We start from the raw sequence: 26,607 nt of genomic DNA, 5'->3' as shown, positions 1-26,607 counted from the left end.
TTTTTGTTTGTTTTTCTGATGACGATGGAGATCACAGTTATTTGGAAGGCTAATTGAAGCTGCTGAAGGGGAAGGTAACTTGTGCCGCATAATTTACTTCCATCCGGAGAATTCATGTTCCGTAACAGCATGATTAGCTTAGCCATCTTAGCATCAGGAATGTCCCATGCGACGCAAACGCCACAACAACTTGTGGATCGTATTTCAAAAGACCTGTTGATTCATTATCAGGTCGAGGCTAACACCTCAGATGCGAATAACTTGCCTTGCCAAACATTGGGAGCAGATTGGGCGCTATGCAATAAGAGTGTGATGACGCTTAGCAATCAAGGTCAAGCTATCCGCAGCAAAGACTGGTCTCTGTACATACACAGTGTGCGTATTATTTTGTCTTTGGATAACGAACAGTTCACGATAGCACGCCTTACCGGTGACTTATATGAGCTTAAACCAACCGCTAAGTTTGAAGGTCTTGAACAAGGTGAAAGTCTAGATATTCCGGTGATCGGAGAATATTGGCAGTTGTTTGAATCAGACTTCATGCCGCGAGCATTTGTGAATCATGAACAGGCAGAGCCTAGAGTGCTCAAGCAAATGGACACTGAGGATCTCAGTCAATTTGTTAAACCCATTACGCCGAACCTATTAAAACGTGTGTCGACGGACAACAATACTCTGATGACACCAAAAACGCGATTCGAGCAAAACCAAGACTTAGGCCAACTCGACATTACAAGTCATATCGTACCCACGCCGAATCAAGTTCGCTTAGGCAAAGGAAGCTTAGATATCAGTCAAGGGCTCGATTTTACATCATTGCCAATTTCTAATGAGGCGTTAGAAGCCATTGAACATAGAGCGGTGACGCTGGGGCTGGCAGGGCAAGGTGAGCAAAAGGTCTATGGTGATATTGACCCTGATGCACTAGATAGCAAGCTTCGGGTCAGCGGCGGTTACCAACTGTCTATTACCGATCGCGGAATCATCATTACCGCTTTTGATGAGACGGGCATGTACTATGCAGTTCAGTCCATTTTTTCCCTGGTGGATATCAAGAAACCGACGGTGTTGCCTTTGGTTGATGTTGCCGATGCCCCTCGTTATCAGTATCGCGGTGTGATGGTCGATGTAGCGCGAAATTTTCATTCCAAGTCCGCTATTTTCCAAACCCTAGATCAAATGGCGGCGTATAAACTCAACAAACTTCATTTTCACCTTACAGATGATGAAGGTTGGCGCCTAGAAATCCCAGGTTTACCTGAACTTACAGACATTGGTGCTAAGCGATGTTTCGATAAATCGGAAACACGCTGCTTGTTACCGCAGCTTGGCTCTGGGCCTACTAGTGATAACTTTGGATCGGGTTTCTTCAGCCGACAAGATTACATCGATATCTTGCAATATGCTGCAGCGCGTCATATCGAAGTCATTCCAGAAATCGACATGCCAGCGCACGCCAGAGCGGCTGTTGTGTCTATGGAAGCGCGCCATCGTAAATACGCTAAGCTCGGTGAGATGAAGAAGGCCAATGAGTTTCGATTACTCGATCCCCAAGATACATCTAATGTCACGACGGTTCAGTTCTACGACCGTAAAAGCTTTCTAAATCCATGCCTTGATTCGTCTCACCGCTTTGTGAAAAAAGTAATGAGTGAGATTCTAGCTATGCATGAGGCAGCCGGCGTGCCATTGACGACTTGGCATTTTGGCGGAGATGAAGCGAAAAACATCAAAAAGCTAGGTGGTTATCAAGACGTAAGCTCAAAAGCTAAAGTGCTTGGCAAGGGGGAGATAGAGCTTAGTGCAGAGCACCATCCATTTGAGAAGTCGCCCAAATGTCAGGCGCTCATTGCTGATAACACGGTTGACTCAGTACAGGCACTACCGAGTTATTTTGCTAAGCAGGTAGCCAAGATGGCGGAAGAATTGAATGTCGGAGCATTTCAAGCTTGGCAAGATGGGCTTAAAACGGCGAATAGTGCCGCAGACTTTGCTACGAAACAAACTCGTGTCAATTTCTGGGATACGCTCTATTGGGGCGGCTCAACATCAGCGTATCAATGGGCGAACAAAGGTTATCAAGTGATAATCTCGAGCCCGGATTACCTCTATATGGATTTTCCATATGAGTTTGATCCAAAAGAGCGCGGTTACTACTGGGCGACACGGTACAACCATTCAAGAAAAATGTTTGCCTTTGCACCTGACAACCTGCCGCAAAACGCCGAAACGTCTTTTGATCGCGATGGTAACGGATTTAGTGCCAAAGGCTCGGAAGGCGTGACACCATTTTATGGCATGTCAGCGCAGTTATGGTCAGAGACTGTGCGAACTGACGCACAATATGAATATATGGTGTTCCCTCGTGTTATCGCAGCGGCTGAGCGTGCTTGGCACAAAGCAGAGTGGGAGCAGGACTATCAGGCTTCAAGAACGTACAGTCAAGAGTCTAATTATGTAGATGAAGCTGCACTTACCAAAGATTTCAATCGATTCGCTAATGCGCTAGGGCAGCGTGAACTGAATAAACTCGCCAAAGCCAATGTTCAATACCGGTTGCCAGTACCGGGGGCTGTGGTAGAGCAAGGTAAACTGTATATGAATAGCGCCTTTCCTGGCGTGGCACTTCAGTATTCGCTAGACAGCGGCACGACTTGGCAAAGTTATGAGCTAAATCGAGCGCCAAATGTTTCCGGTGAAATTTGGATACGTAGTGTTGATTATCAAGCTCAAAGAGCCAGCCGCGTGACCATCTTAACCTCTGAAAACTAGATCCCTTTCCTCCAACGCTTCCCTTTCTTGCGCACAACAAAGGATGTTTGAGAAAGGGAGGCCATAACTAAGAAAACAACAATGAAACAAAAAACAGTACTAATGCTGACATGTTTGTCGGCAGGGGCTTTTGCGTCCGATAACATTGTCGACATTGAAGCAATCAAAGCAGGCATGAAATACGAGGTATACGGAAAAATTGCTCTGCAAGCTCACGTTCGTGATTATGAAAACTCACCGAACTTAGAAGGTTTTCAAACCAATAATGAAAGCCGAATAGGCTTTCGAGGCAGCAAACAGTTTGCCAAGTTTAAACCGCTGTTTATATGGCAGATAGAATCCGGCTATGTTGACCCTTCCTACAAGAACCATGAGGCAAGTGGTGGCTTAGGGGAGCGTGATACCTTTGTCGGTTTTGAAGATTGGGACTCGTTTGGGCAAATTCGCTTAGGTCGAGTGCTGACGCCTATGTATGAAATTGTTGATTGGCCTGGTGCAAACCCTGGTATGGGTGATGTTTGGGATTGGGGAGGATTGATTGGTGGCGCGAAATTCCAAGATCGCTCGTCCAATACAGTCCGCTGGGATTCGCCGGAGTGGGGCGGTTTATCGGTTGATCTCGGTTATGGTAGAACCAAAGCTGCAGCGGTTGGCAATGACCAAGGCTGGTGGCAGGGCGGTGCAGCGCATTATAAAGTTGGGCCGTTTTTAGTGTCGGGGGCGTATGAGCTTAACCGCAATACCAAGGAAACCTTGAGTTATGAAAAGCCGGGAACGACGGATAAGAAAGTCTCGGATAGCCGAATTTGGGACAACAACACCTACTTAGCGAGTCTACAAGGTTGGTTTGACAACGGTATTTCTTTCTTCACTCAGTACCGCTGGCAAGATGCTTCAGTGACCTCGGGCATCGACACTGGACGAAAAGAGAAACAGAACGCTCTATCAAGTGCCATCATGTACGACATTGCTGATTGGCAGTTCAAACTGGGTTATGCGAAAAATGAGGAACTGCATGTCAATGGTAAAAAACTTGCGGGTACTGATGATGACGTGATCTCATTCCAAGCGATGTATTATGTTGACCCAACCGCGGTTCTATATTTCCGTGCTAGAGATGTGCGTATGGGAGATAACAAGGTGCCAGTGAGAGGTGGTCAAGATGTGGCTTACCGACGCTGGAAGTCGGACTCCTTTAATGAAGTCTCTGTAGGCGTAGAGTACGTTTTCTAATTGTTGGCTATTTTCAGGGAGGCAGTGCCTCCCTATATTGAGGTAAAGCATGAAAAAGATAGTAATAGCTCTGATGACATTGTTAGTCGCTTGCGGTGTAAAAGCGAGCGAGGACAGTGTTCTATCTCTGAGCAGAGGTATCGTGGTACACGTGGTTAATGGTAAAGCGGTCGATAAAGAGTGGTTAGTTAGCCAGCAGTTGTTGAATTTGCCAGCAGGCGAGAATCAGATTTTAGTGACACTTGAGCAGCCAGTTCCCTACAACACTATGAAGGAAAAACATCGCTCAAACCCTATCGTGTTGGAGTTTACCCTTCCAGAAGGCGAGAGTGAGTTATCTTATCGTCTATTTCGTGACAAGGCGGATGCCCGAGCATTTGAGCAAAGCTTAGATTTTTCCCTGTTAGATACGATCGGTAGTCCAATTGACTTTGACGCGACCGTGTTACATACCTCAGGTTTTGTCGGCTTTGAAGACTTCCTTGAGCTGATTCGCCAGCATAATAAAAACTAGACACTAGCATAGTCGGCTTTGTTAGCCATTAGTCGACTAAGTCGGGCATTTGATGCTTATATTTCGTGGTGAATTAAGTGGTGTCTGTCGTTAAAAAACAGCGTTGTTTTTTCTAAAAGGCATCATCTAGATCACAGTTTTAGCGTCTTTCATGAGGCTGATATCTACAATTTTCTGCCATTCTCACCATTGACTGTAGATAAGTAGGGCTTTTTTCGTGATGACGATCTGGTTACATCGCTTTACAAAAATAGATATTGGTTTTTGTTATTGGTTAACTATTTGTTTTTTATGATTTTATATTTTATTTGATTTGTGTTTGGTGATAAAGATCACTAAAGGGCGCTTGTTATTTGTTGGTGCGAATTAAATGTCGTTATATTGTGCTCAAGCCAAAACGGCAATGTAACAAGACGGCAACATAAGTCGCCCACACACAATCAATTAAAGGTGTTTTAACCATGAAAAAAGTTCTCGCTCTTACAGCTCTAGCAGTAGCTTCAACAAGCGCATTCGCTGGTTCTTCTTACGTAACAGGTAACGTTCAATTTCACTCTACTTACCTACAAGGCGCGAAACAGACGTCTACACTAGAAGCCGGTCATACTTTTGATTCAAACACCACGCTATTAGTGGAGTTTGACGGTATTCCTCTAGGTAAAATTGACCCAAGCGCTGCAAACAACCCTCTTCCGTTCACGACTCTAGGTGCTGAGCAAGTGTTCAACATCAATGACAATTTCTGGGTAGCAGCAGGTTACCATCACCTAATTCAAGCGGGTGAGACGTTCCAGTACCGTCCACTTATCAAAATCGGTTACAACTTCGATAACGGTATCTCTCTGAGCAACCGTACTCGTCACCACATCCAAGCAGATGACGTACGTGGTGGTGTAAAAACTAACGACGAAACTCGTCTAGATAACAAAATCGCTTACGCTTTCCAAGATCAACCTCTAGCGGTTAGCTACAACAACATTTACGTGATTAAGCAAGGTGATGCGGATAACTCTATGGATCACGAGCTTCGTGCTACATGGACTCGTAGCGGCGTTCAACCATACATCGAGTACCGTAACCAAGCGAACAACGAAAACAACGCATTGGTATTTGGTGCATCTTACGGCTTCTAAGCTAGCAAATTAAATTCGTAGAATTAGGCCCCGTTAGGGGCCTCAGACTGCTGACAAAGGTCTAGCTTTCGAGCTAGACCTTTGATCTAATGGGAGTATCGAAATATGGATACTCCGATATGCTTCAAGAACCTTCTCCTCAGCAATACGAACTCGAAATGGTGACCATGGAACAGCTTGTTCCACAAAATCATCTCGTTCGTAAAATTGATAATGCTATCGACTTCGAGTTCATCAGAGACGAAGTGGCGCATCTATACTGCAAAGACAATGGCCGACCGCCTGTAGACCCTGTTCGCTTATTCAAAATCATTTTGCTTGGCTACCTATTCGGCATCAAAAGTGAGCGCCAACTGGTCAAAGAAATTGAAGTAAACGTCGCCTATCGTTGGTTCTTACGAATGTCACTGACCGAAAAAGTTATCCATGCTTCGACGTTAAGCCAGAACCGAATTCGACGCTTCAATGGTACTGACGTCTTTGAGCGCATCTTCAACAACATAGTGCTTCAAGCGATGGAGAAAGGCTTAGTCGCAGGACAGGAGCTCTTCACTGACAGTACACACCTTAAAGCCAATGCTAACAAGAACAAGCACATGAATCGTCTGCGTCCAGTTAGTGCAGGCGCTTATCTTGATATGCTGAATGAAGATGTGGCTGCAGACCGAGAATCTGAAGGTAAAAATCCATTCAAAGAGACGCCACCAAAGACAGACGTCAAAAACACTAAAGTCAGCACCACCGACCCTGAAAGTGGCTTTATGACACGAGACAATAAGCCTCAAGGCTTCTTCTATCTTGACCACCGAACCGTGGATGGTAAGCACGGTATCATCGTAGACACATACGCAACACCGGGGAATGTGAATGACTCACAGCCCTATATCCGTCGTCTCGATCACACACTAGAGCAGTTCAACCTCAATCCTATCGCAGTTGGTATCGATGCAGGTTACTTCACTGCGCCTGTTGCTGAATCACTCGAGCGCCGCAGTATATTAGGTGTGTTCGGGTATCGCCGCCCATCAAGAACTAAGAACAAATTTAAGAAGAAAGACTTCAAATACCAAAAAGAGACCGATACCTATCGCTGTCCAGAAGGGCAAGAACTTATCTATAAAACCACAACACGCGCAGGCTATCGCTCATACGCTTCAGACCCGAAACAATGTGCGTTTTGCCCCGTTCGGGACGACTGTACTAAGAGTGAAAATATGCAGAAGGTCATAACGCGTCACCTTTATAGTGAGACGGTGGAGCGAGCCAATCAAATGCGACTCTCTAGCTACGGAAAGAAGACGTATCGGAGGCGAAGTGAAACAGTAGAACGAAGCTTCGCCGATGCAAAACAACACCATGGCCACCGTTACGCGCGCTACCGCGGTCTCGCAAAAGTGCAAATGCAATGTTGGTTAGCCGCTGCCGCTCAAAACATCAAGAAGATAGCGTTGGTGGTGAGCTATCTGCGAAAAATGGGCCTAAATAAGACAGAAATAAGTCAAATACTGGCCTCTGTATGCCGATTTAAGCCTTACTCACTTCAGAACGCTATCTAACAAAAAATATCGCGATCGCGGCCTACGGCCGCTCCGAAAAAAGAACCCCGCTTGAAAAAGCGGGGTTCGTCAGCAATCTGAGGCCCCGTTAGGGGCCTTTTTTGAATGTAATGAGTGCAATATTTGATGTTAAATTTTAGTTGTGTCTCGCAATAGCTGCCGTTTTGGCTTAGTGAGTAGTGGAGACTTAGCGTCGATACGTGATAATGAACACATTCGGTGCGTTTTCGTACAAACGCTTAAGTTATTTAACTCTGATGTTTGGAGGTGCTCATGAGAAACTGGACGACAATAGGAGCCATGTTGCTCACGATGGTATTAGCGGGATGCGCGACGACGAATTTGCCAACGGATGGCTCCACGGAATCTTGGAGCCAATTCGGATATGAAGAAGGTCAAAAGGGATTCGTCAAGAAGGATCAAGAATGGCTAGATTTAACCAAGGATTCACTCTTTAGCGCTTATTCCGAAGGGTATGAAAAAGGGCGTCAAGAATACTGTAGCCAAGATGCTTACCGGCTAGGGATTATGGGCAAGCCATATGCTGGCGTATGCGATGAGTTGGATTGGCGATTTCGCTTGAGGTATAACGATGGCCGATCTAGTCAGAGTATGGGACGGCTATAAGTTATCACTGGGTGGATAAAGCCGGCATCGCTCGGCTTATTTTTTTTGGTACTTTTTTGTAAAGTTTTAAAATGTAGGAAACTTGTATGAGAGAGCGGCGTTTAAGTCAATAATGTGTACCTTCTTTGCTCCAGTAGTGACGCTGTCCTTACTTGGTAATTTTTATTTTTAATTAAATTGTTGAAAAATATAGGTTTACATGTATTTGGCTTCTTTTCTGATTGGCATAAACATGACATTGTAAAAACTTGTGTTTCAGCTCTGGCGTACCATCATGTCTGCAAATTTCTCAGCTCAAGGAAGCTTTTTTTTTGCGACATTTATTTTTGGCGCTGTTAACTCTTGTGAGTTTTGGTTCAAGCGCAGCATCCTCATACATCGAAGGCAACATCCAATTCAACAGTACGTATCTCTACGAATCAAAAACCACCGCTAAGATGGAAGCGGGGCATACGTTTGATACGGACACGACCGTCCGTTTTAAGATTGAAGATATTCCTATCGGTCAAACGCCACATAGTCATCACCATCATCATAACAATGTCTATTACGGGCACTCAGCGCGTGCTCCTCTTACGACACTTGGGATCGAGCAGAAGTTTCAATTATCGAAAAACTTTTGGTTAGGAGCCGGGTACGAGCATCTGATGCAGCTTGGTGAGACAATGCAATATCGTCCATTGTTTAAGATTGGCTATGACTTTGATGAGGGGATATCGCTGAGTCATCGAACGCGTGTCGAAGCGTATGCTCAGCATGATCGTTGGGGTTATAAGCCAGATATCGACTATCGTTTTGACAACAAGATTGCGTACCAACTGAAGTCGCATCCTATCAAATTGCACTACAACAATGTGATTCACATGGGCGGAGCTTACTACCCGTATTACAACTATCGTGATAATGCGATGGATCATGAATTTAGGCTGACGCTAACGAAATATGCGTTTCAACCCTATTTTGAATACAAAAGCCAAGGGCATTTTAGAACACCTTACTACCCACGTGGTACTGCAAACTCGGCGTTTGTTGTGGGCGGTAGCTACCACTTCTAAGGTCTTGGTATAGCATATCGGCTTAATGTTAAAACGCCCACGGTAACGTGGGCGTTTTTGATTACATATTATGCGAGCGGTAAGAAAAGACTTGCCCTTTTTCATTGTAAGCATAAACGTGGTATGGGTCTTTTTGATCACCATATTCCATACCTGGAGAGCCAACAGGCATGCCCGGAACCGCAAGACCTTTCGCTCCTTTGGGAGGATTGTCTAAAAACGCTTTAATATCATCAGCAGGGATATGGCCTTCAAACACGTAGTCACCAATCACTGCAGTGTGGCAGGACGCAAGCTCAGGTGTGATGCCCAGCTTCTGTTTGATAGGGTTCATGTTCTTGTGGTCTTCTACCGTCACCGTAAAGCCAGCATCTTCCATGTGGGTGACCCAGTCTTTACAACAGCCACAATATGGCGATTTGTATGTGAGTACGCTGGTCGCAAACGCCGAGCCAGTTAGCATGGCCAATGACAGGGTGGCCAGTTTGATCATTCGTTTATTGGTCGACATAGTCTTTCCTTTGTGAATTGGTTTATTGAAACAATGGCTGGTTAACTAGCCCTTGTAATGAAAGTTTCTTAATCTGTTGGCATTTGTTACGACAGTAATGGATGAAAGTGCCATCGCAGCGCCCGCGAACACAGGGCTAAGTAAAAAACCGAACAGAGGATACAGTACCCCAGCAGCAATAGGGATACCCAAGGTGTTGTAGATGAAGGCGCCAAACAAGTTCTGTTTGATGTTGCGAACGGTGGCGCGCGATAAGGATATCGCATAACTGACGCTGGCTGGATTGCTATTTAGCAGTGTCATCGGTGCGCTTTCAATGGCGACATCGCTGCCTGTTCCCATTGCGATCCCAACATCCGCCATTGCAAGTGCAGGCGCATCATTAATGCCATCACCGACCATGGCCACGCTCTGGTAGCGATCCTTCAGTGATAGGATGTGGTCGGCTTTCTCGTCTGGCAAGATTTCGGCGATGACTTCATCGATACCTAGCTGTGCTCCAACGACGGCAGCAACGTGTTGATTGTCACCGGTTAGCATGATGGTATGAATGCCTTGTGCTTTCAGTGAGGTAATTGCGCTGATGGCATCTGTTTTTACTTCATCGGCAATGGTGATAAGTGCTACCGGTTTATTTTCTACAACGACGATAATTGGTGTATGGGCATGACCGGCGGCTTGGGCCAATGAAGCTTCGAGCTCTTGAAGGTCGATACCTATGGACTTAATGTGATTAACTGACGCAATCACTACCTTAAGCCCCTGCACAACGCCCTGAACTCCCTTACCTTTGAGGTTTTCAAAGTGTTCCGGCTCGTTGGTAGTGACGCCACTCCAATGCTCCGTTACTGCTTTGGCGAGCGGGTGCTCAGACCGTTTCTCTAGCGGTACGATTAAATTGGCTAACTCTGTGTCGGTCAAACCCAGGGTATGCACTGACTGCACTTTGGGTTGGCCGAGCGTCAAGGTGCCTGTTTTATCAAACACCACTGCGTTGACTTTACTCAGTTTTTGCAATGCATCGGCATCCTTAATCAGAATGCCGGCCTGTGCGGCTTTTCCAATGCCGACGGTAATCGATAAAGGCGTTGCCAGCCCGAGGGCGCATGGGCAAGCGATGATGAGCACAGTGGTCGTTACCACTAACATGTAGCTGGCTTTCGGTTCTGGCCCGACAAAAAACCATACCATCGCCGCAAACAGAGCGATGGCGACGACAACAGGAACGAACACGGCAGAGATGGAATCGGCAAGTTTGGCGATGGCCGGTTTACTACTTTGGGCATCGCGGACTAGATGAATAATACGCGACAGCATGGTATTGGCGCCAATCCCGGTTGCTTTAATGACCAAACTTCCATCGGTGTTAACCGTGCCTGCGGAAACATTGTCGTTGATGGCCTTTAGTGCGGCGATAGGCTCTCCGGTCAGCATGGACTCGTCGATGTAGCTGTCACCTTCAACAACCACGCCATCGACTGGGATTTTCTCACCGGGTTTAATTCGCAACAGCATACCGAGTTGGATGTCACTCACTGCAAGACTGACATCTTGGTTGTCAATAATGGCGGTAGCCACTTGAGGTTGTAAGTTCATAAGCGCTTGCAATGACTGATTAGTCTTCGCTTTCGCTTTCGCTTCAATAAAGTGTCCAAGTGAGATCAAACCGACAATCATCGCGCTCGCTTCAAAATAGACATGGCGTGACGCTTCTGGGAACCAAGATGGCATAAGCACAACTAGCATGGAGTAAAGCCAAGCAGCACCCGTGCCAAGGGCGACCAAAGTATCCATGGTTGCGCGTTTGTGCTTAAGAGCTTGGTAGGCGTTGGCATAAAAGGCACGGCCAGCGGTGGCAAGAAGCCACAGACATAGCAAGCCCACAGCACCCCAAGCAAGCCGATCCGTTGAGTTTTGTATTGTCATACTGCCACCGAGTACACCCCACAGCATGAGAGGCGCGCCCATGGCTAGTGCCCAAATCGTATTGCGCTTTTGCTGCGCTTGATGGTGCTGTAGCGCTAGCTGCTGCTTTTTCTGTGTTGAGGCTAAGTCTTCAACTATCTCACCTTGATAGCCGGCTTCCCTGACAGCTTGAAGTAGCGATTGCTCGATACCTGAGTTAATTAAGCTAGTAAGTACTAACGCGCTTTGCTCTGCGAGGTTAACGCGCGCTTTGTCAACGCCCGTTACTGATTGCAGTGCTTTTTCGACAGATGAGACGCAGCTGGCGCAGGTCATTCCCTGAATAAGCAGTTGAATGCTCGAAGAAGACGAAGAAGAAGCTGGTGAGCTGGTGGCTGATGCTTTGGCAGAATCACTTGGTTTATTTTCTGTCGGATTGTTTAGCTCGTCGCTCGCAATGTCGGGTTGAGGGGCATCGCTCAAGACTGCTTGAAACCCTGTCTGCTCAATGTTGTCTTGGATGAGACTAACATTGAGATTGGATTCAATAGTAAGTGACTGCTTACTTAGCTCGATAGTGTGGCTTGAATCAAGCGTTTCAAGTTGAGCCTGAAGCTTGGCAACGCACTTGCCACAGTTAAGACCTGAAAGCTCAAAATGCCAAACAGGTTTCGCCTCAAAGCCTAGGTTGGCGATAGGCTGGATAATGTTATCGATATTGGCATCCGTCGAGACCGTTAACGCGTGTTTATCAAGCTGATTGATTTCAATATCCGTCGATGCCTGCTCCAATGCATTGCGAACTTTTTTTACGCATCCCATACAGGATAAGCCTGATAAATTGAGTGTGTAAGTGACCATAACCAACCTCGATACTTGTCTATTAATGCTAAACATAAACCTTCCCTCAAGGGTAAGGTCAAGCGGTTTCATCTCATTTGGGTATAGAGATTGTAGAATTAGTGTAAGGTGATAAAATAGCGCCCAAAATTTGCAACGCACGATGACAAGCATTGTGCGACGTTGACAACAAGGTACTTTCGATGACGGTTAAAACACGTTTTGCTCCAAGCCCAACTGGCTATCTTCACGTCGGTGGTGCGCGTACTGCACTTTACTCTTGGTTATTTGCTAAAAACCAAGGCGGTGAATTCGTTCTACGTATTGAAGATACGGATCTTGAGCGTAACTCTCAGGAAGCGGTAGATGCGATCCTTGAAGGTATGCAGTGGATGGGGCTTGAGTGGGACGAGGGCCCGTACTACCAGTCGAAGCGTTTTGATCGTTACAACGAAATGGTTGAAAAGCTACTTGCTGAAGACAAAGCATACAAGTGCTATGCACCAAAAGAGCTGCTTGAAGAGATCCGCGCTGAGCAAGAAGCAAATAAAGAGATCCCTCGTTACGATGCTAATCATCCGAAAATCGTTGCAGCAAATGCAGCGGCGAAAGATGGTGACCCATGCGTGATTCGTTTCCGCAACCCGAAAGAGGGCAGCGTAGTATTTGATGACCAAATTCGTGGTCGTATCGAGATTGCTAACAGCCAAATGGATGACCTGATCATCCGCCGTACTGATGGTGCGCCTACTTACAACTTCGTTGTTGTGGTAGATGACTGGGATATGGGTATTACTCACGTGGTTCGTGGTGAAGACCACATCAACAACACACCGCGTCAGATCAATATCTATGAAGCTCTAGGTGCGCCAGTTCCGACATTCGCTCACTGTGCAATGATCCTAGGTGATGACGGTGCTAAGTTGTCAAAGCGTCACGGCGCCGTATCGGTTATGCAATATCGTGACGAAGGCTACTTGCCAAATGCACTTAACAACTACTTGGTGCGTCTAGGCTGGTCTCACGGTGACCAAGAAATTTTCTCTCAAGAAGAGATGATTAACTTGTTCTCATTGAATGCAATCTCTAAGTCAGCATCAGCGTTCAACACAGATAAACTAAACTGGCTGAACAACCACTACATCAAGACATCTGAGCCTGAGTATGTTGCTAAGCACCTGCAATGGCACCTAGATGAGCAGAAGCTAAGCACAGATAATGGCCCTGCTATCACAGAAGTGATCAAGCTAGTGGGTGAGCGTTGTAATACGCTTGTTGAGCTTGCTGAGCAAATCCGTTACTTCTACGAAGATTTCTCTGAGTTTGAAGCGGGTGCAGCGAAGAAACACCTACGTGGCGTCGCTAAGCAGCCATTAGAAGTTGCGCTTGCTAAAGTAGAAGCGCTAGAAGAGTGGACAACGGCAAACATCAAAGATCAGGTGATTGCTGCGGTTTGTGAAGAGCTAGAAATCGGCATGGGTAAAATCGGCATGCCACTTCGCGTTGCTGTGACTGGTGGTGGTCAATCGCCTTCAGTTGATGCCGTTATGGAGCTTGTTGGCAAAGAGCGTGTGATTGCTCGCATTAAGATGGCGCTAGAGTTTATCGCTGAGCGAGAAGCAAACGCATAATTGCCATGCCATGAGTTTGAAAAGCCGCAACTTAGGTTGCGGCTTTTTTATTTCCTCTGAACGAGAAAAAGTGGCAACAAAAAAGCGACCCTAGGGTCGCTTTCTTTATTTAACGTTTGGATACGTCTCTACTTAGAGATGTAATCGCGAATAGAGGCTTCGATACCAGCAGCGTCAAGGCCAAGTTCCGCATGGAGCTCATCTTGTGTGCCTTGCGCGATAAACTTGTCAGGTAGACCAAGGTTAAGCACAGGTTTCATCAGCTTCTCACTCATCATAAACTCAATCACACCCGCACCAGCGCCGCCTGCGATAGCGTTTTCTTCGAGTGTGACCAGCACATCATGACTGTCACATAGCTCACGGATAAGCGCCTCATCAAGAGGTTTAACAAATCGCATGTCAGCCACGGTAGCATTGAGGTTGTCTGCCGCGACCAACGCATTGTCTAGGAAGGTACCAAAGGACAAAATCGCGACTTTCTCACCTTCGCGAACAATGCGACCTTTACCGATTTCCAAAGCAGTAAACTCAGCTTCTGGCGTCGTGCCATTACCGCTGCCACGAGGATAGCGAACGGCACTTGGACCTGTGTGCGTGTGACCTGTGTAAAGCATCTGACGACACTCGTTTTCATCACTTGGAGCCATGATCACCATGTTTGGAATGCAGCGCATAAAGCTCAGGTCAAACGCACCTTGGTGAGTTTGACCATCGGCACCAACAAGGCCTGCACGGTCGATAGCGAACATCACTGGCAGATCCATGATGGCGACATCGTGGATCAGCTGGTCGTAGCCACGCTGTAGGAAAGTCGAGTAGATCGCGACGATAGGCTTGTTACCCGCAATCGCCATACCTGTTGCTAGCGTCACTGCATGCTGCTCAGCGATAGCGACATCAAAATACTGACCAGGATATTCTTTAGAGAAGCGAACCATACCCGAGCCTTCACGCATCGCCGGCGTAATCGCCATTAGTGAAGGGTCTTGCGCCGCCATATCACATAAGAAATCACCAAAGATTTTCGAGTATGTTGGTTTGCTTGAGCTGCTTTTCGGCAAGCTTGAGTGCGAAGGGTCAAATTTAGGTACGCCGTGATAGCCGATAGGGTCTTTTTCTGCCGGCTCGTAGCCTTTGCCTTTCTTGGTCATGATATGCAAGAACTGCGGGCCTTTGAGCTCACGCATGTTCTTCAGTGTTTTGACCAGTTCATTCACATCGTGGCCATCGACAGGCCCGATGTAATTGAAACCAAGCTCTTCAAACAAGGTTCCTGGTACGATCATGCCTTTAAGGTGCTCTTCGGTGCGCTTAACCAACTCTTTGATTGGTGGTAGGCCAGATAGCGCTTTTTTGCCACCTTCACGGATAGAGGTGTACAGGCTTCCAGACAGCACTTGAGCAAGGTGGTTATTGAGTGCACCCACGTTTTCCGAAATCGACATTTCATTGTCGTTAAGGATAACAAGCATGTCTGGGTGTACGTCACCTGCGTGGTTTAGTGCTTCAAACGCCATACCTGCGGTGATAGCACCATCACCAATCACGCTGACGACTTTGCGGTCTTTATCTTCTTTGGCAGCGGAAATCGCCATGCCAAGTCCAGCACTGATAGACGTTGAAGAGTGGCCAACAGACAGCGTGTCGTATTCACTCTCTTCACGCCACGGGAATGGGTGCAGACCATCTTTTTGACGGATAGTTGAAAGCTGCTCACGACGACCGGTTAAAATCTTATGCGGGTAGGCTTGATGGCCAACATCCCAAATAAGTTGGTCGAACGGCGTATTGTAGACGTAGTGTAAGGCAACGGTGAGTTCTACCGTGCCAAGTCCGGAAGCCAAGTGTCCACTAGACTGGCTCACTGAATTTAGCAAATACGTCCTAAGCTCTTCACACAGCTTCGGTAAAGATTCCTTCGGCATTAGGCGAAGTTCTTCTGGCGTGTTTGCTAATGTCAGTGTCGGATACTTTGAAATATCAAGTGTCATAGTTATTTAGCGCTTTAATATAGTCTAGTTGTTGCGCTCGATGACGTATCGGGCGAAGTCTTCGAGTAGTTGCGTATTGTAGGGTATCGCTTGCAAAGCACAAAGTGCTTCTTCAAAAAGCTGTGTCGCCTTTTGCTGAGCGCCTTCCAGCCCCAACAATGCTGGGTAGGTGCTCTTGTTGAGTTCGACATCAGAGCCCTGAGGTTTTCCTAGGGTTTCGGTGTCACCAACAATGTCTAAAATGTCATCTTGAACTTGGAACGCAAGACCAATAGCTTCTGCGTAAGTTTCAAGTTGTGGCAAGTATTTAAGACCTTTATCCCCGGCCGCCAAAGCGCCAAGTTGCACCGCGCATTTAATGAGGGCGCCGGTTTTGTGGCGATGGATACGCTCAAGCTCATCAAGCGTCACTTGACGATTCTCAGCTTCAAGATCCAATGCTTGGCCAATGCACATACCAGCCGCTCCAGACGCGCGCGCAAGCTCTTTTACCATAGTAATACGGTGTGATTCGGCAAATGACGCCAACGGTCCTTCCGATAATATGGTAAATGCGAGGGTTTGTAGGGCATCACCGGTTAAAATTGCGGTGGCCTCGTCAAACTCAATGTGGCAGGTGGCTTTGCCACGGCGCAGTTCATCATCGTCCATTGCGGGTAAATCGTCATGGACGAGCGAGTAGGCATGGATGCACTCAATCGCAGCGGCGGGCGTGTCGAGCTGCTCTTCACTGCAACCAAAGATAGAGCCTGTTGCGTAGACCAAGAACGGTCTCGCACGCTTGCCACCCAAAAGTAGGGCGTAGCGCATCGCTTCAATCAGTCGTTGCTGCTGAAAGGGATAGCCGTCCAACCAAGCATCCAGTTGCTGGTTATTACGGGTTTGATAAGACTTCAAAGTCTCAATCATGGGGATACTCACTTTTGAAATTATTCTGACGGCTGAGCAAAGTCTTGAAGATCGGCGTCATCATCCTTAGCCAATAAGATGCTAACTTTTTGTTCCGCTTCGGTCAGCTTTTGCTGTCCAGCTCTCGCTAGGGCGATACCACGCTCGAACTTCTTCAGCGCATCGTCCAGTGCCAGATCGCCGTTTTCCAGTTGTTCTACGAGTGTATCGAGCTCGTCTACTGTCGCTTCGAACGACATGTTCTCAGGTTTCTTAGTCGCCATAACGTACTTATTTTTTATGAAATGATCGAACGTTACATGAGCGGCTAGCGATGGTCAAACTTATGGTGCGAAAAATGCTGTTAAGAACTGCTGTGTGGATTTTGATTGCTAAAAAAAACGTCAATATTGCCAGCTAAGTCGTTATCTTCTCTGTAGAAAACGAATGGGAGTGACGGACTTCTGACAGTTTGCGACGCAATTTTGTGATTTTGTGGTCATAAATCACTTAAAGATATGGTCACTTGGTCGATAACCTAAAAGTAACGAGATAGACTCGGGCTGCTTTTCGGTTCGTCTGAGTGGCTAAGATGTCAAATTTTCTATGGAGTGTTGAGTGGATTTAGCAACGCTGATAGGCCTCATTGGTGGGGTCGCTTCGATAATTATTGCGATGGTGCTCGGTGGCAGCATCATGACTTACTATGATACTACGTCGGTATTTATCGTTATCGGGGGATCGACATTTGTAGTCTTGATGAAGTTCACGCTAGGGCAGTTCTTTGGTGCCGCCAAAATCGCCAGTAAAGCGTTTATGTTCAAAACCGATGAGCCTGAAGATCTTATCGCCAAGATTGTTGAAATGGCCGATGCTGCGCGCAAAGGTGGTTTTCTAGCACTTGAAGAAATGGACATTCAAAACAGCTTTATGCAAAAAGGCATTGATCTTCTCGTCGATGGCCATGATGCCGAAGTAGTGCGCAATGCGATGCAAAAAGATATAGCCCTGACTGATGAACGTCATGAAAAAGGCGCAGCAGTATTTAGAGCTTACGGGGATGTTGCCCCTGCAATGGGTATGATTGGTACTTTGGTTGGCTTGGTTGCCATGCTATCGAATATGGATGACCCTAAATCCATCGGCCCTGCGATGGCGATCGCACTATTAACCACGCTTTACGGTGCGATGCTGGCAAACATGCTGTTCTTCCCAATTGCCGACAAGCTCACCCTGCGTAGAGAACAAGAAAACCTCAATCGTCGTTTGATAATGGATGGTGTGTTGGCAATTCAAGATGGTCAGAACCCTCGCGTTATCGATGGCTACCTTAAAAATTACATCAATGAAAACAAGCGCGCGTTCGATCTTGATGGCGAGTAGCGTTTCCGTAATGATTAATAACGGGATTAAGTGATGGAACAGAAAGGCAAGTGTAAATGTCCACCTCCGGGTGCGCCCGCTTGGATGGCGACCTTCTCTGATCTTATGTCGCTGTTGATGTGCTTTTTCGTACTGCTGCTGTCGTTTTCAGAAATGGACGTGCTGAAGTTTAAGCAGATTGCAGGCTCGATGAAGTTTGCCTTTGGTGTTCAAAACCGCCTTGAAGTGAAAGATATCCCTAAGGGCACCAGTATTATTGCTCAAGAATTCAGGCCAGGCCGTCCAGAGCCGACGCCGATTGATGTGATCATGCAGCAAACCATCGATATCACTCAGCAGACGTTGGAGTTTCAAGAAGGTGATTCGGACAGAGCTGGTGGCAATCAGCGTGATGATGGCAAGATCACCGGTGGTCAAACCGCAGATCGCACCCAAAAGAATCAGATTGGTACTGCGTCTTCTGAGAGTGAGCAGCAAAACGAAGATCTTGAAGAGTTGGAGCAAGTGATTAAGCAAGCACTGCAACAAGAGATTAATCAAGGTGCCGTCGAGGTGGAAAACCTGGGGCAGCAGCTTGTTATTCGTATTCAAGAGAAAGGCGCGTTCCCTGAAGATTCTGCGTTCTTACAGCCTAAGTTTAGGCCGTTGGTAAGGCAGGTTGCTGATCTTGTGAAAGATATTCCTGGTCAGGTTCGTGTCTCTGGGCACACTGATAATTTACCTCTCGACTCTGAGTTGTATCGTTCAAGTTGGGACCTATCTTCACAGCGCGCGGTATCGGTGGCGCAAGAGATGGAAAAGGTGAAAGGCTTCTCACATTTGAGGCTACGCGTGATTGGTGTTGCCGATACAGAGCCTCTGGGCCCGAATGATACTGAAAGACAACGAGCGCGAAATCGCCGAGTTGAAATCAGTATCATGCAAGGGGAGCCCGTGTTTACAGACGAGGTCTCTGCGGAGGGGAACTGAGTACCGCTAAGCACAACAACGCCAGAGCATTGCTCTGGCGTTTTCGTTTCAATGACTCACAACGGATCCCCACGCTCGAATTGGGTGGATTGCTCGCATCTTATTGAGCTTGCGGGTATACTTGCGCCCCTAATGAACAATCGCTCAGTGAAGTCTCATGGTTTGCACTCTGAGTTGAGCGAATTTGTACTACAGTTGATATGTGTTTCCCTATACTGTCGCGCTCAGACAGCATTGCAACGAGATGTGAAAAGACTATGAGATTTATCGTAAAGCCCCATCCAGAGATTTTTGTTAAAAGCGATTCAGTGCGTAAGCGCTTTACAAGGATCCTTGAGTGCAACCTGCGAATCATTATCCAGCGCCGTACGGAATCGGTGGCGGTGTTCAACCGTCGTGATCACATTGAAGTGAGTGCTAGCTCAGACCAATATCACAAAGAGGTATTGGAAATTCTGACTCAAACCCCTGGTATCCACCATGTGCTTGAAGTTCAGCAATCTGACTTTGCTGACATGCACGATATCTATGAGCAAGTTCTAGAGCTTAATGGCAAAAATATCGAAGGCAAAACCTTTGTGGTACGTGCTAAACGTCGTGGTAAGCATGACTTTACCTCGATTGAGCTTGAGCGCTATGTAGGTGGTGGCCTTAACCAAGCAGTTGAAAGTGCGCGCGTGAAGCTGTCGAAGCCAGATGTGACCGTTAACATCGAAGTGGCAAACGACAAGCTTAATCAGGTTATCGCACGCCATAAAGGTCTTGGCGGCTTCCCACTAGGCACTCAAGAAGATGTATTGAGCCTTATCTCGGGTGGTTTTGATTCGGGCGTATCGAGTTACCTGCACATTAAGCGTGGTTCAAAAACGCATTACTGCTTCTTCAACCTTGGCGGCCCTGCGCACGAGATCGGTGTGAAGCAAGTGGCTCACTTCCTGTGGAACAAGTACGGCTCCTCAGCGAAGGTGAAATTCATCTCTGTCGATTTCGAACCGGTTGTTGCAGAGATCCTTGAGAAAGTGGAAGACGGCCAAATGGGCGTTATCCTCAAGCGTATGTTCATGCGTGCCGGTGGTATGCTGGCTGAGAAGTACGGCATTGAGGCTCTCGTAACAGGTGAAGCGCTAGGTCAGGTTTCTAGCCAAACACTGACGAACCTGCGTCACATTGATGGTGTGACCGATACTTTGATTCTTCGTCCTCTTATCAACTGGGACAAAGAAGATATCATCGACCTTGCGCGTGAAATTGGTACCGAAGACTTTGCGAAAACCATGCCTGAATATTGTGGTGTGATTTCTCGTAAGCCGACAGTTAAAGCGGTGAAAGAGAAGCTTGAAGCGGAAGAAGAGAACTTTGATTTCACTGTACTTGAACAAGTGGTGCGCGACGCTCGTATGATCGATATCCGTGATATCGAGAAAGAGAGCCAAGAGCAAGCGCCGGAGGTTGAACAAGTGGAAGCCGTTGAAAATGATGCTATCGTACTAGACATTCGCAGTGCTGAAGAGGAAGAAGCGAGCCCGCTCGAGCTTGATGATGTAGAAGTAAAACATCTGCCCTTCTTCAAATTAGGCACTAAGTTTGGCGATCTTGACCAATCGAAAACCTATCTGCTGTACTGTGACCGCGGCGTGATGAGCCGTCTACAAGCACTGTACTTGCAAGAGCAAGGCTATAGTAACGTGAAGGTATATCGCCCGTAGCAACCTGCTCACCGAAAAGTCATAACGCCAAGCGAAGTCGCTTGGCGTTTTTTTTGGTTCGACGATAGGGCACAAAAAAGCCAGTCGTTAGACTGGCTTTGCATGCTAAGTTACGTGCTGGTTTTTGTCACATCGACGTATAGCTTTAACTTTTGTCCGGGCTTCAAGTACTTGTTCTTCTGCAGGCTGTTCCATTTCACAACATCATTGGTGCGTACTTTAAACTTGTAGGCAATACCGCTGAGTGTATCGCCACTGCGCACTGAGTAGAAGATGGTACGGATGACGGCACCTTCGCTTGCGTTCTTCCAAATCACCAGTTCTTGGCCGACGCGCAGTGTGTCTCTTGGTCCCATACCATTCCATTTCGCTAATGATTGGTGTGAGACTTTGTTCGCTTTTGCGATTGACCACAAGCTATCGCCACTTTTCACCTTGTGGGTCACTTTGTAGTTGCCGCGTGAGGTAGATTGAGTTTTCGCTAGACGATTCGCAGCGCTTAGGCTGTACGTTGAATCATCTTTAGTTGAGGTTGGTACCAACAGGTACTGACCCGCACGGATGGTATTGTTACTCATGCCATTCGCGTGACGAATCACCTTAGTCGTCGTCTGGTGGCGCTGAGCTATGACACTCAGTGAATCACCCGATTTCACTTTATAGCGCACTAGGCGCATGCCTTTACCGCGGTTCTTCTCAAGCTCGACACGGAACTGGTCAACGCTGTCGACAGGCAACAGTAAGGTTTGTGGGCCATTTGGTGAGGTTGCCCACTGGTTATAAGCCGGGTTATAGCTTTGCAGCTCTTTTACTGAGATGCCTGCGTATTTTGCTGCGATTGCCAGGTCAAGCTGCTCGTTAGGCTCGACTAACTCAAGCGCAGGTTGGTTTGGGATCGCAGGAATGTCGACGCCATATTTCTCAGCGTTAGCAAGAATATCCGCTAAGGCGAGCAGTTTAGGCACGTAACCACTGGTCTCTTTAGGAAGGTCTAACGAGAAAAAGTCTATCGGTTTACCTGCTTTTCGGTTTTTGCGGATTGCGCTCGACACTCGGCCACCACCACTGTTGTAGGCGGCAATAGCGTGATTCCAGTTGCCATCAAAGCGTCGATTAAGCTGGGTCAGGTAATCGAGTGCAGCATTCGTTGAGAGGGTTACATCACGACGGCCATCAAACCAATAAGTTTGCTCTAGGCCAAACGCTTTGCCTGTGGCTGGCACAAATTGCCACAAACCCGCTGCGCTGCCGTGCGAGTATGCAAAGGCGTCAAACGAGCTTTCTACGATTGGAAGCAGAGCCAGTTCAAGCGGCAGATCTCGCGCTTCAATTTCTTCTGTGATTAGGTATAAAAACGGCTTAGCACGCTGTGAAACCGTTTTTAAGTGATTAGGGTGCTTGATGTACCATTTGCGATAGTAATCCACTTTCGCATTGTCCGGGATCTCCATCTCCAACTGCATCGCGATACGCTTCCACACGTCCTCTTGTTGCTGAGGCGTGAGTGCTTTCGGAGCTACTTCAGGAGTGGTAACGGAAACGGGCGTTGTTGTTTTAGTTGTCGCTGTTTCTGCAGGAGAGTTGGTCGGCTCTGTTGTGGTGCTGCTTGAATCTGGCTGAGTCATTTGACAACCAGCCAGCAACAGGGCAAAAGCCCAACTGTATTTCTTATGCATTGTGTTTGCTACAACCTCTTACTTGAACGGCTGAGCATAATACTAATAGGCGTTAGGGCAAACAAGCAGCAAAACGTTAAAATTCGTTCTTCCACTCACGTAATGCGGTAAAAGTGGCTAAGGGATCATTGTTCGCACTGCGATTTGCTACTGAGTTCACAACTTCGGTTTGTGTGGTTCGTAGGAATGGGTTGATACGCTTTTCTACCGCCATCGATGTAGGTAAAGTCGGAAGTCCTTTGGCTCTTTTTTGATTCGCGTCATCGCGATATTGATGTAAAAACTCATTGTGAGGCTCTACGGCTAGGGCAAAGGCAAGGTTGCTCAGAGTGTATTCATGAGTGCAGTACACCTCGGTTTCCTCTGGGAGTAGAGTGAGCTTTTGCAAAGAGTGGTACATTTGCTCTGGGGTGCCTTCAAAAATACGTCCACAGCCAGCGGAAAACAGCACATCACCACAAAACAGCTTACCGTCGCCGACATAGCCAATATGATCGAGCGTGTGTCCTGGCAAGTTCAGAACCAGAAACTCTTCGTGGAACAGGTTAATGCGATGCCCCTCGCTGACGCGATGTGTTATGTGCTCATTGGAACAGTGCTCTGGGCCAATGACACTGATTGAAGGGTATTTCTCCATTAATTTGGCAATACCATCGGTATGATCCCAATGGTGATGGGTGATAAGGATGGTTACAAGTTCAAGCTGGTGCTGCTCTAAGTAGTCAATGACCGGCTCTGCATCTCCTGGATCGACGACAGCACAGAAGTTTTGGTTATTTTGAATAAGCCAGATGTAATTGTCATTAAATGCAGGTATGCTTTTGATATGTAACATTGTTGTTTCTCCAGTTCGGTTTGGGAGATTGCCCGACTATGAAACCAGCTCGCAGCAAGAAAAAAGTAGACCATCCCCATTCCTGGGATGAACTCGCCAATGGGCAGTGGGTATCAGAATCGATTCAAACGCGCCTTGACGAGTGGTGTCCAAAGCTTTTTGGTTATCACCTTCTCAAATTAGGTGGTTTGAGCTGCGAGTTAACCAGCTGCAATTGCAATATTCAGCATCAAGTCAACCTTGATGTTAAAAACCCTCTTCACAATGTTATCGCTGACCGCTATGAATTGCCATTTTTAGAAAAGAGTTTTGATGCAATAGTGTTGTCACACCAACTCGAATACGCCGAAGATCCTCATCGTTTACTGCGCGAAGTTGACCGCGTGATGATGGATGATGGCTACTTAATTCTGACCGGATTTAATCCCATGAGTTTTACTGGATTGGCAAGTCTGATGCCATGGCGTAAAAACAACTTTCCGTGGAGTGGCAGAATGTTCACGCCGGGTCGAATTAAAGACTGGCTTGGGGTACTTAACTATCAAGTCGTGTATGCCGATACCTATGCGCTGTTTCCGATGAAACGTTACCGAACTATGTGGACTTGGCTTGAAAGTAGTATCGGTGATTGGGCGTCTCCGATGGGCAGCCTGTATTTCATTGTCGCTAGGAAACGCACTTACCCACTTAAACCGATTAAGCCGCATTGGCGTTTGAAAAAGAAACTGACGCCAGCCAGCGTCAGTTATCGAACCGCAGATAAGCAGCCTAGCGATATTCGTTAGCTCGGCTGGTAACCTGTATCTTTTTCCGTTGGGTTTTCTGCTGCCGCTCTGGCAAGCTCATCACACATTTCGTTTTCACGATGACCTGCGTGACCTTTAACCCAACGCCAATCAACCGAATGGCGCGCAGTTTCTGCGTCGAGCGCCTTCCAAAGATCGGCATTTTTCACTGGCTTCTTGTCGGCGGTTTTCCAACCGCGCTTTTTCCAGTTGTGGATCCATTGGGTGATACCTTGGCGCACATACTGGCTGTCGGTGGTGAGGATCACCTCGCAGGGTTCTTTTAACGCTTGTAGTGCGACGATGGTCGCCAGCATCTCCATGCGATTATTGGTGGTGAGGGTATAGCCTTTGGCTAGGGTCTTTTCATTCTGCTTATAACGCAGCACAATGCCATAACCGCCAGGGCCAGGGTTACCTAAACAAGAGCCGTCTGTGAAAATTTCAACCTGCTTCGTCATGATTTGATACTATAGAGTCTTGAACGTTTATCTACATAGTCTGACATACAAAACGCCATGAATACCAGTCACAATCCAGAACAGCGCCGAATCGTGGTACTCGATACCGAAACCACAGGTATGAATCGTGAGGGTGGACCTCACTACATGGGACACCGAATCATTGAAATCGGTGCCGTTGAGATCATCAACCGTAAGCTGACAGGTCGTCATTTCCATGTCTACCTCAAACCAGACATGCCTATCCAGCCCGATGCGATTGACGTTCACGGTATTACCGATGAGTTTTTGCTTGATAAGCCGGTTTATAAACAGGTTCATGAAGAGTTCTTAGACTTCATTAAAGGCGCCGAGCTGGTGGCTCACAATGCGCCCTTCGATGTGGGCTTTATGGACCATGAGTTTGGTATGTTGGATGCCTCTATTGGGAAGACCGAACAGTATTGTAAGGTCACCGATACCCTTGCCATGGCCAAGCGCATGGCAAACATGCCCGCGAGGAAAAACCTTGATTCGTTAGCCAAGCACTACACCATTGATACCTCTGCACGTATTCTCCACGGGGCTTTGCTCGATGCGGAGATTTTGGCTGACGTCTACTTGGCGATGACGGGGGGCCAAACGTCGATGCAATTCAACGCTGGCCAATCGGATGACAGTGGCGCTGGTGGTGAATCTATTAAGCGCCTCACAACTTCAAGAAAATCACTAAAGGTTTTGATGGCCTCTGCCGATGAAATGGAAGCGCATAGTGCGCGTTTAGATATCGTTGAAAAAGGCGGCAGTTGTCTCTGGCGTCAGTAGGAGAGAATCATGCAGAGGATAATGCTAGCGATAGTTATGTGGCTATTGCTGACAGTGGGTGCGGTCGCGAGTGAATCCTCTATGCCCTTTCTCGACAATCGCTTCCGAGTGGATGAAACCGTCGATAGAATTACCTTCTTAGTCTATCGCCAAGAGCGCTCGAAACCCGTGACTTTGGTGCGCCCCGATGGCAAAAAATACTACGCTTGGCGCCACCCATCTCATGTTCATTGGATAGAAGAGCCGAGCGTCGATGTGATTACCATTGAGCGCCCTATGCCGGGTCCATGGCAAGCGATTGGTAAGGTCAGCCCTAAGAACAACATTCAGATCATTTCTCGATTAAGCCTCAAAGCAGACACGCTGCCGCAGCGCATTTATCAAGGGGAAAAGCTGAAATTTACAGCTCGCTTGATGAGTGATGACGAGCCACTTATCGTTGAAAACATTCTTGATAGAGTAAACCTTCGCGTCGTGATGACACGCTATCTTGAAGAGCAAGCGCAGCCCAATGAAAAGGTGGCACCAGTACCGATTGTGATTGGAGAGTTTTTTGACAATGGCGAAGGTTTGGATGAACGATCAGGCGACGGCGTCTTTACCGTAGAACTGCCCATTTCAGTGGAACCTGGGAAATACAATGTTCGCATTACGACAGGAAACGGTGTGTTTTTGCGTGCGCTTGAGCAAGAAGTGTTTATCTATCCAACGCCATTTGTGACGCGTTTTCTTCAAGGTGAAGGTGAGCAGCCGCATCAGGTGGTTGTGCGTGGTGAGCCGGCAACGATACAGACGAGGTCTTTGGCCGCATCCATTGAGTTGCAGCAGCCGGATGACACGCAAAGTGTCGCACAGGCTCAAGCGGGTCAGGATAAAAACGAAATGGTTGTGTCGTTTCACGATAGCGATCAAATCGGGACTTATCGTTGGTCCGGAAATGTGTTTGCCAATGAGTCTGCCTCTGGGAGACCACTGGTGTTCGAACTGCCAAACCGCACTTTTAGCGTCGTCGGGGCTATCGATCTTGCGAAGGCAGAGCAAATGCAGCAAGCAGCCCGTGAGGCGAAGAAAAAGGCGGAGCAAGAAGCGCAGATCTTAGCGCATCGCCAAGCGGTACGTCAGAATGCTATTACTGCTATTGCGGTGGGTAATGTGGTGCTGATTATAGTGGGTGGTTTGATTTGGTGGTTTGTCAGACGCCGCAAAGCAATCAAAGCCTCACTGCCAGAAATGCAGCTGAAAATGCCGGGCTAATAGTCGAGCATCAACCCAAACGTGAAACCCAAGTATGGAAGTCCCCGAATCTTGGATTCATAGCGACAAAAAAGC

At 47.3% G+C, this 26,607-nt stretch carries 22 protein-coding genes; 14 read left to right on the top strand and 8 right to left on the bottom strand.

Annotation, left to right across the window (positions count from 1 at the left end):
• The first annotated feature begins 114 nt into the window (after positions 1–114).
• From AAA946_RS12565 to AAA946_RS12535, 7 genes are all read left to right on the top strand, one after another.
• Positions 115–2,772, top strand: a complete 2,658-nt coding sequence (locus tag AAA946_RS12565; protein ID WP_338165153.1) for a beta-N-acetylhexosaminidase — start codon at positions 115–117, stop codon at positions 2,770–2,772.
• Positions 2,773–2,853: 81 nt separating this feature from the next.
• On the top strand, positions 2,854–4,005 hold the full coding sequence (locus AAA946_RS12560; protein WP_338165152.1) for a porin: 1,152 nt from the start codon (positions 2,854–2,856) through the stop codon (positions 4,003–4,005).
• A gap of 49 nt (positions 4,006–4,054) precedes the next feature.
• Positions 4,055–4,519 (top strand): DUF2057 family protein, encoded by a 465-nt coding sequence (locus AAA946_RS12555; RefSeq protein WP_338165151.1) that lies wholly within the window; start codon positions 4,055–4,057, stop codon positions 4,517–4,519.
• A gap of 461 nt (positions 4,520–4,980) precedes the next feature.
• The gene (locus tag AAA946_RS12550) at positions 4,981–5,652 is read left to right on the top strand and encodes an oligogalacturonate-specific porin KdgM family protein (RefSeq protein ID WP_338165150.1); all 672 of its coding nucleotides are present in this window, start codon (positions 4,981–4,983) and stop codon (positions 5,650–5,652) included.
• A 119-nt stretch (positions 5,653–5,771) separates the two neighbouring features.
• Positions 5,772–7,208: an IS1182 family transposase gene (locus AAA946_RS12545; protein WP_338165149.1), complete on the top strand. Its 1,437-nt coding sequence runs from the start codon at positions 5,772–5,774 to the stop codon at positions 7,206–7,208.
• A 273-nt stretch (positions 7,209–7,481) separates the two neighbouring features.
• Entirely contained in the window at positions 7,482–7,835 is a 354-nt protein-coding gene (locus AAA946_RS12540; protein WP_338165148.1) for a DUF2799 domain-containing protein, read from the top strand.
• Between the two features lie 311 nt (positions 7,836–8,146).
• On the top strand, positions 8,147–8,890 hold the full coding sequence (locus tag AAA946_RS12535) for a porin (RefSeq protein WP_338165147.1): 744 nt from the start codon (positions 8,147–8,149) through the stop codon (positions 8,888–8,890).
• A 61-nt stretch (positions 8,891–8,951) separates the two neighbouring features.
• Here AAA946_RS12535 and AAA946_RS12530 read toward each other — a convergent pair whose 3' ends face one another.
• Together AAA946_RS12530 and AAA946_RS12525 are read right to left on the bottom strand one after the other, a co-directional pair.
• Complete coding sequence (locus AAA946_RS12530) at positions 8,952–9,401, bottom strand: DUF411 domain-containing protein (RefSeq protein ID WP_338165146.1); 450 nt, start codon at positions 9,399–9,401, stop codon at positions 8,952–8,954.
• 45 nt (positions 9,402–9,446) lie between these two features.
• Entirely contained in the window at positions 9,447–12,203 is a 2,757-nt protein-coding gene (locus tag AAA946_RS12525; protein ID WP_338165145.1) for a heavy metal translocating P-type ATPase, read from the bottom strand.
• 146 nt (positions 12,204–12,349) lie between these two features.
• On the opposite strand from AAA946_RS12525, the gene gltX reads away from it, so the two are divergent.
• On the top strand, positions 12,350–13,777 hold the full coding sequence (gltX, locus tag AAA946_RS12520) for a glutamate--tRNA ligase (RefSeq protein WP_338165144.1): 1,428 nt from the start codon (positions 12,350–12,352) through the stop codon (positions 13,775–13,777).
• A 128-nt stretch (positions 13,778–13,905) separates the two neighbouring features.
• On the opposite strand, the gene dxs is transcribed toward gltX, so the two are convergent.
• The 3 genes from dxs to xseB are packed head-to-tail and all read right to left on the bottom strand — an operon-like array spanning position 13,906 to position 16,943.
• Positions 13,906–15,771, bottom strand: a complete 1,866-nt coding sequence (gene dxs / locus AAA946_RS12515; RefSeq protein WP_338165143.1) for a 1-deoxy-D-xylulose-5-phosphate synthase — start codon at positions 15,769–15,771, stop codon at positions 13,906–13,908.
• A gap of 24 nt (positions 15,772–15,795) precedes the next feature.
• Positions 15,796–16,680, bottom strand: coding sequence for a (2E,6E)-farnesyl diphosphate synthase (gene ispA / locus AAA946_RS12510; RefSeq protein WP_338165142.1), 885 nt, complete (start codon positions 16,678–16,680; stop codon positions 15,796–15,798).
• Positions 16,681–16,700: 20 nt separating this feature from the next.
• Positions 16,701–16,943, bottom strand: a complete 243-nt coding sequence (gene xseB / locus AAA946_RS12505) for an exodeoxyribonuclease VII small subunit (protein ID WP_042496747.1) — start codon at positions 16,941–16,943, stop codon at positions 16,701–16,703.
• 334 nt (positions 16,944–17,277) lie between these two features.
• Here xseB and pomA point away from each other — a divergent pair, with 334 nt between their 5' ends.
• The 3 genes from pomA to thiI all read left to right on the top strand — a co-directional run bounded on the left by pomA (position 17,278) and on the right by thiI (position 20,717).
• Positions 17,278–18,042 carry a flagellar motor protein PomA gene (pomA, locus tag AAA946_RS12500; protein ID WP_338165141.1) on the top strand — a complete coding sequence of 255 codons (765 nt, stop codon included), beginning with the start codon at positions 17,278–17,280 and terminating at the stop codon, positions 18,040–18,042.
• 33 nt (positions 18,043–18,075) lie between these two features.
• A complete protein-coding gene (locus tag AAA946_RS12495; RefSeq protein ID WP_338165140.1) occupies positions 18,076–19,011 on the top strand; it encodes a flagellar motor protein MotB in 936 nt (311 codons plus the stop codon).
• Positions 19,012–19,268: 257 nt separating this feature from the next.
• The gene (gene thiI / locus AAA946_RS12490) at positions 19,269–20,717 is read left to right on the top strand and encodes a tRNA uracil 4-sulfurtransferase ThiI (RefSeq protein WP_338165139.1); all 1,449 of its coding nucleotides are present in this window, start codon (positions 19,269–19,271) and stop codon (positions 20,715–20,717) included.
• A gap of 110 nt (positions 20,718–20,827) precedes the next feature.
• On the opposite strand, the gene AAA946_RS12485 is transcribed toward thiI, so the two are convergent.
• Complete coding sequence (locus tag AAA946_RS12485; protein ID WP_338165138.1) at positions 20,828–22,393, bottom strand: LysM peptidoglycan-binding domain-containing protein; 1,566 nt, start codon at positions 22,391–22,393, stop codon at positions 20,828–20,830.
• A 76-nt stretch (positions 22,394–22,469) separates the two neighbouring features.
• The gene (gloB, locus tag AAA946_RS12480; protein WP_338165137.1) at positions 22,470–23,228 is read right to left on the bottom strand and encodes a hydroxyacylglutathione hydrolase; all 759 of its coding nucleotides are present in this window, start codon (positions 23,226–23,228) and stop codon (positions 22,470–22,472) included.
• A gap of 38 nt (positions 23,229–23,266) precedes the next feature.
• On the opposite strand from gloB, the gene AAA946_RS12475 reads away from it, so the two are divergent.
• The gene (locus AAA946_RS12475) at positions 23,267–24,013 is read left to right on the top strand and encodes a class I SAM-dependent methyltransferase (RefSeq protein WP_338165136.1); all 747 of its coding nucleotides are present in this window, start codon (positions 23,267–23,269) and stop codon (positions 24,011–24,013) included.
• On the opposite strand, the gene rnhA is transcribed toward AAA946_RS12475, so the two are convergent.
• Positions 24,010–24,474: a ribonuclease HI gene (rnhA, locus tag AAA946_RS12470; protein ID WP_338165135.1), complete on the bottom strand. Its 465-nt coding sequence runs from the start codon at positions 24,472–24,474 to the stop codon at positions 24,010–24,012. The genes AAA946_RS12475 and rnhA overlap by 4 nt on opposite strands.
• Positions 24,475–24,531: 57 nt before the next feature.
• On the opposite strand from rnhA, the gene dnaQ reads away from it, so the two are divergent.
• Both dnaQ and AAA946_RS12460 read left to right on the top strand, forming a co-directional pair.
• The gene (gene dnaQ / locus AAA946_RS12465; RefSeq protein WP_338165134.1) at positions 24,532–25,278 is read left to right on the top strand and encodes a DNA polymerase III subunit epsilon; all 747 of its coding nucleotides are present in this window, start codon (positions 24,532–24,534) and stop codon (positions 25,276–25,278) included.
• 9 nt (positions 25,279–25,287) lie between these two features.
• On the top strand, positions 25,288–26,532 hold the full coding sequence (locus tag AAA946_RS12460; RefSeq protein WP_338165133.1) for a TIGR03503 family protein: 1,245 nt from the start codon (positions 25,288–25,290) through the stop codon (positions 26,530–26,532).
• The last annotated feature ends 75 nt before the right edge of the window (positions 26,533–26,607 follow it).

The organism is Vibrio sp. 10N (assembly GCF_036245475.1).
GTDB lineage: Bacteria > Pseudomonadota > Gammaproteobacteria > Enterobacterales > Vibrionaceae > Vibrio.
The sequence above is the reverse complement of the archived record's forward strand: the minus strand, read 5'-3'. Positions and strand labels throughout refer to the sequence as shown.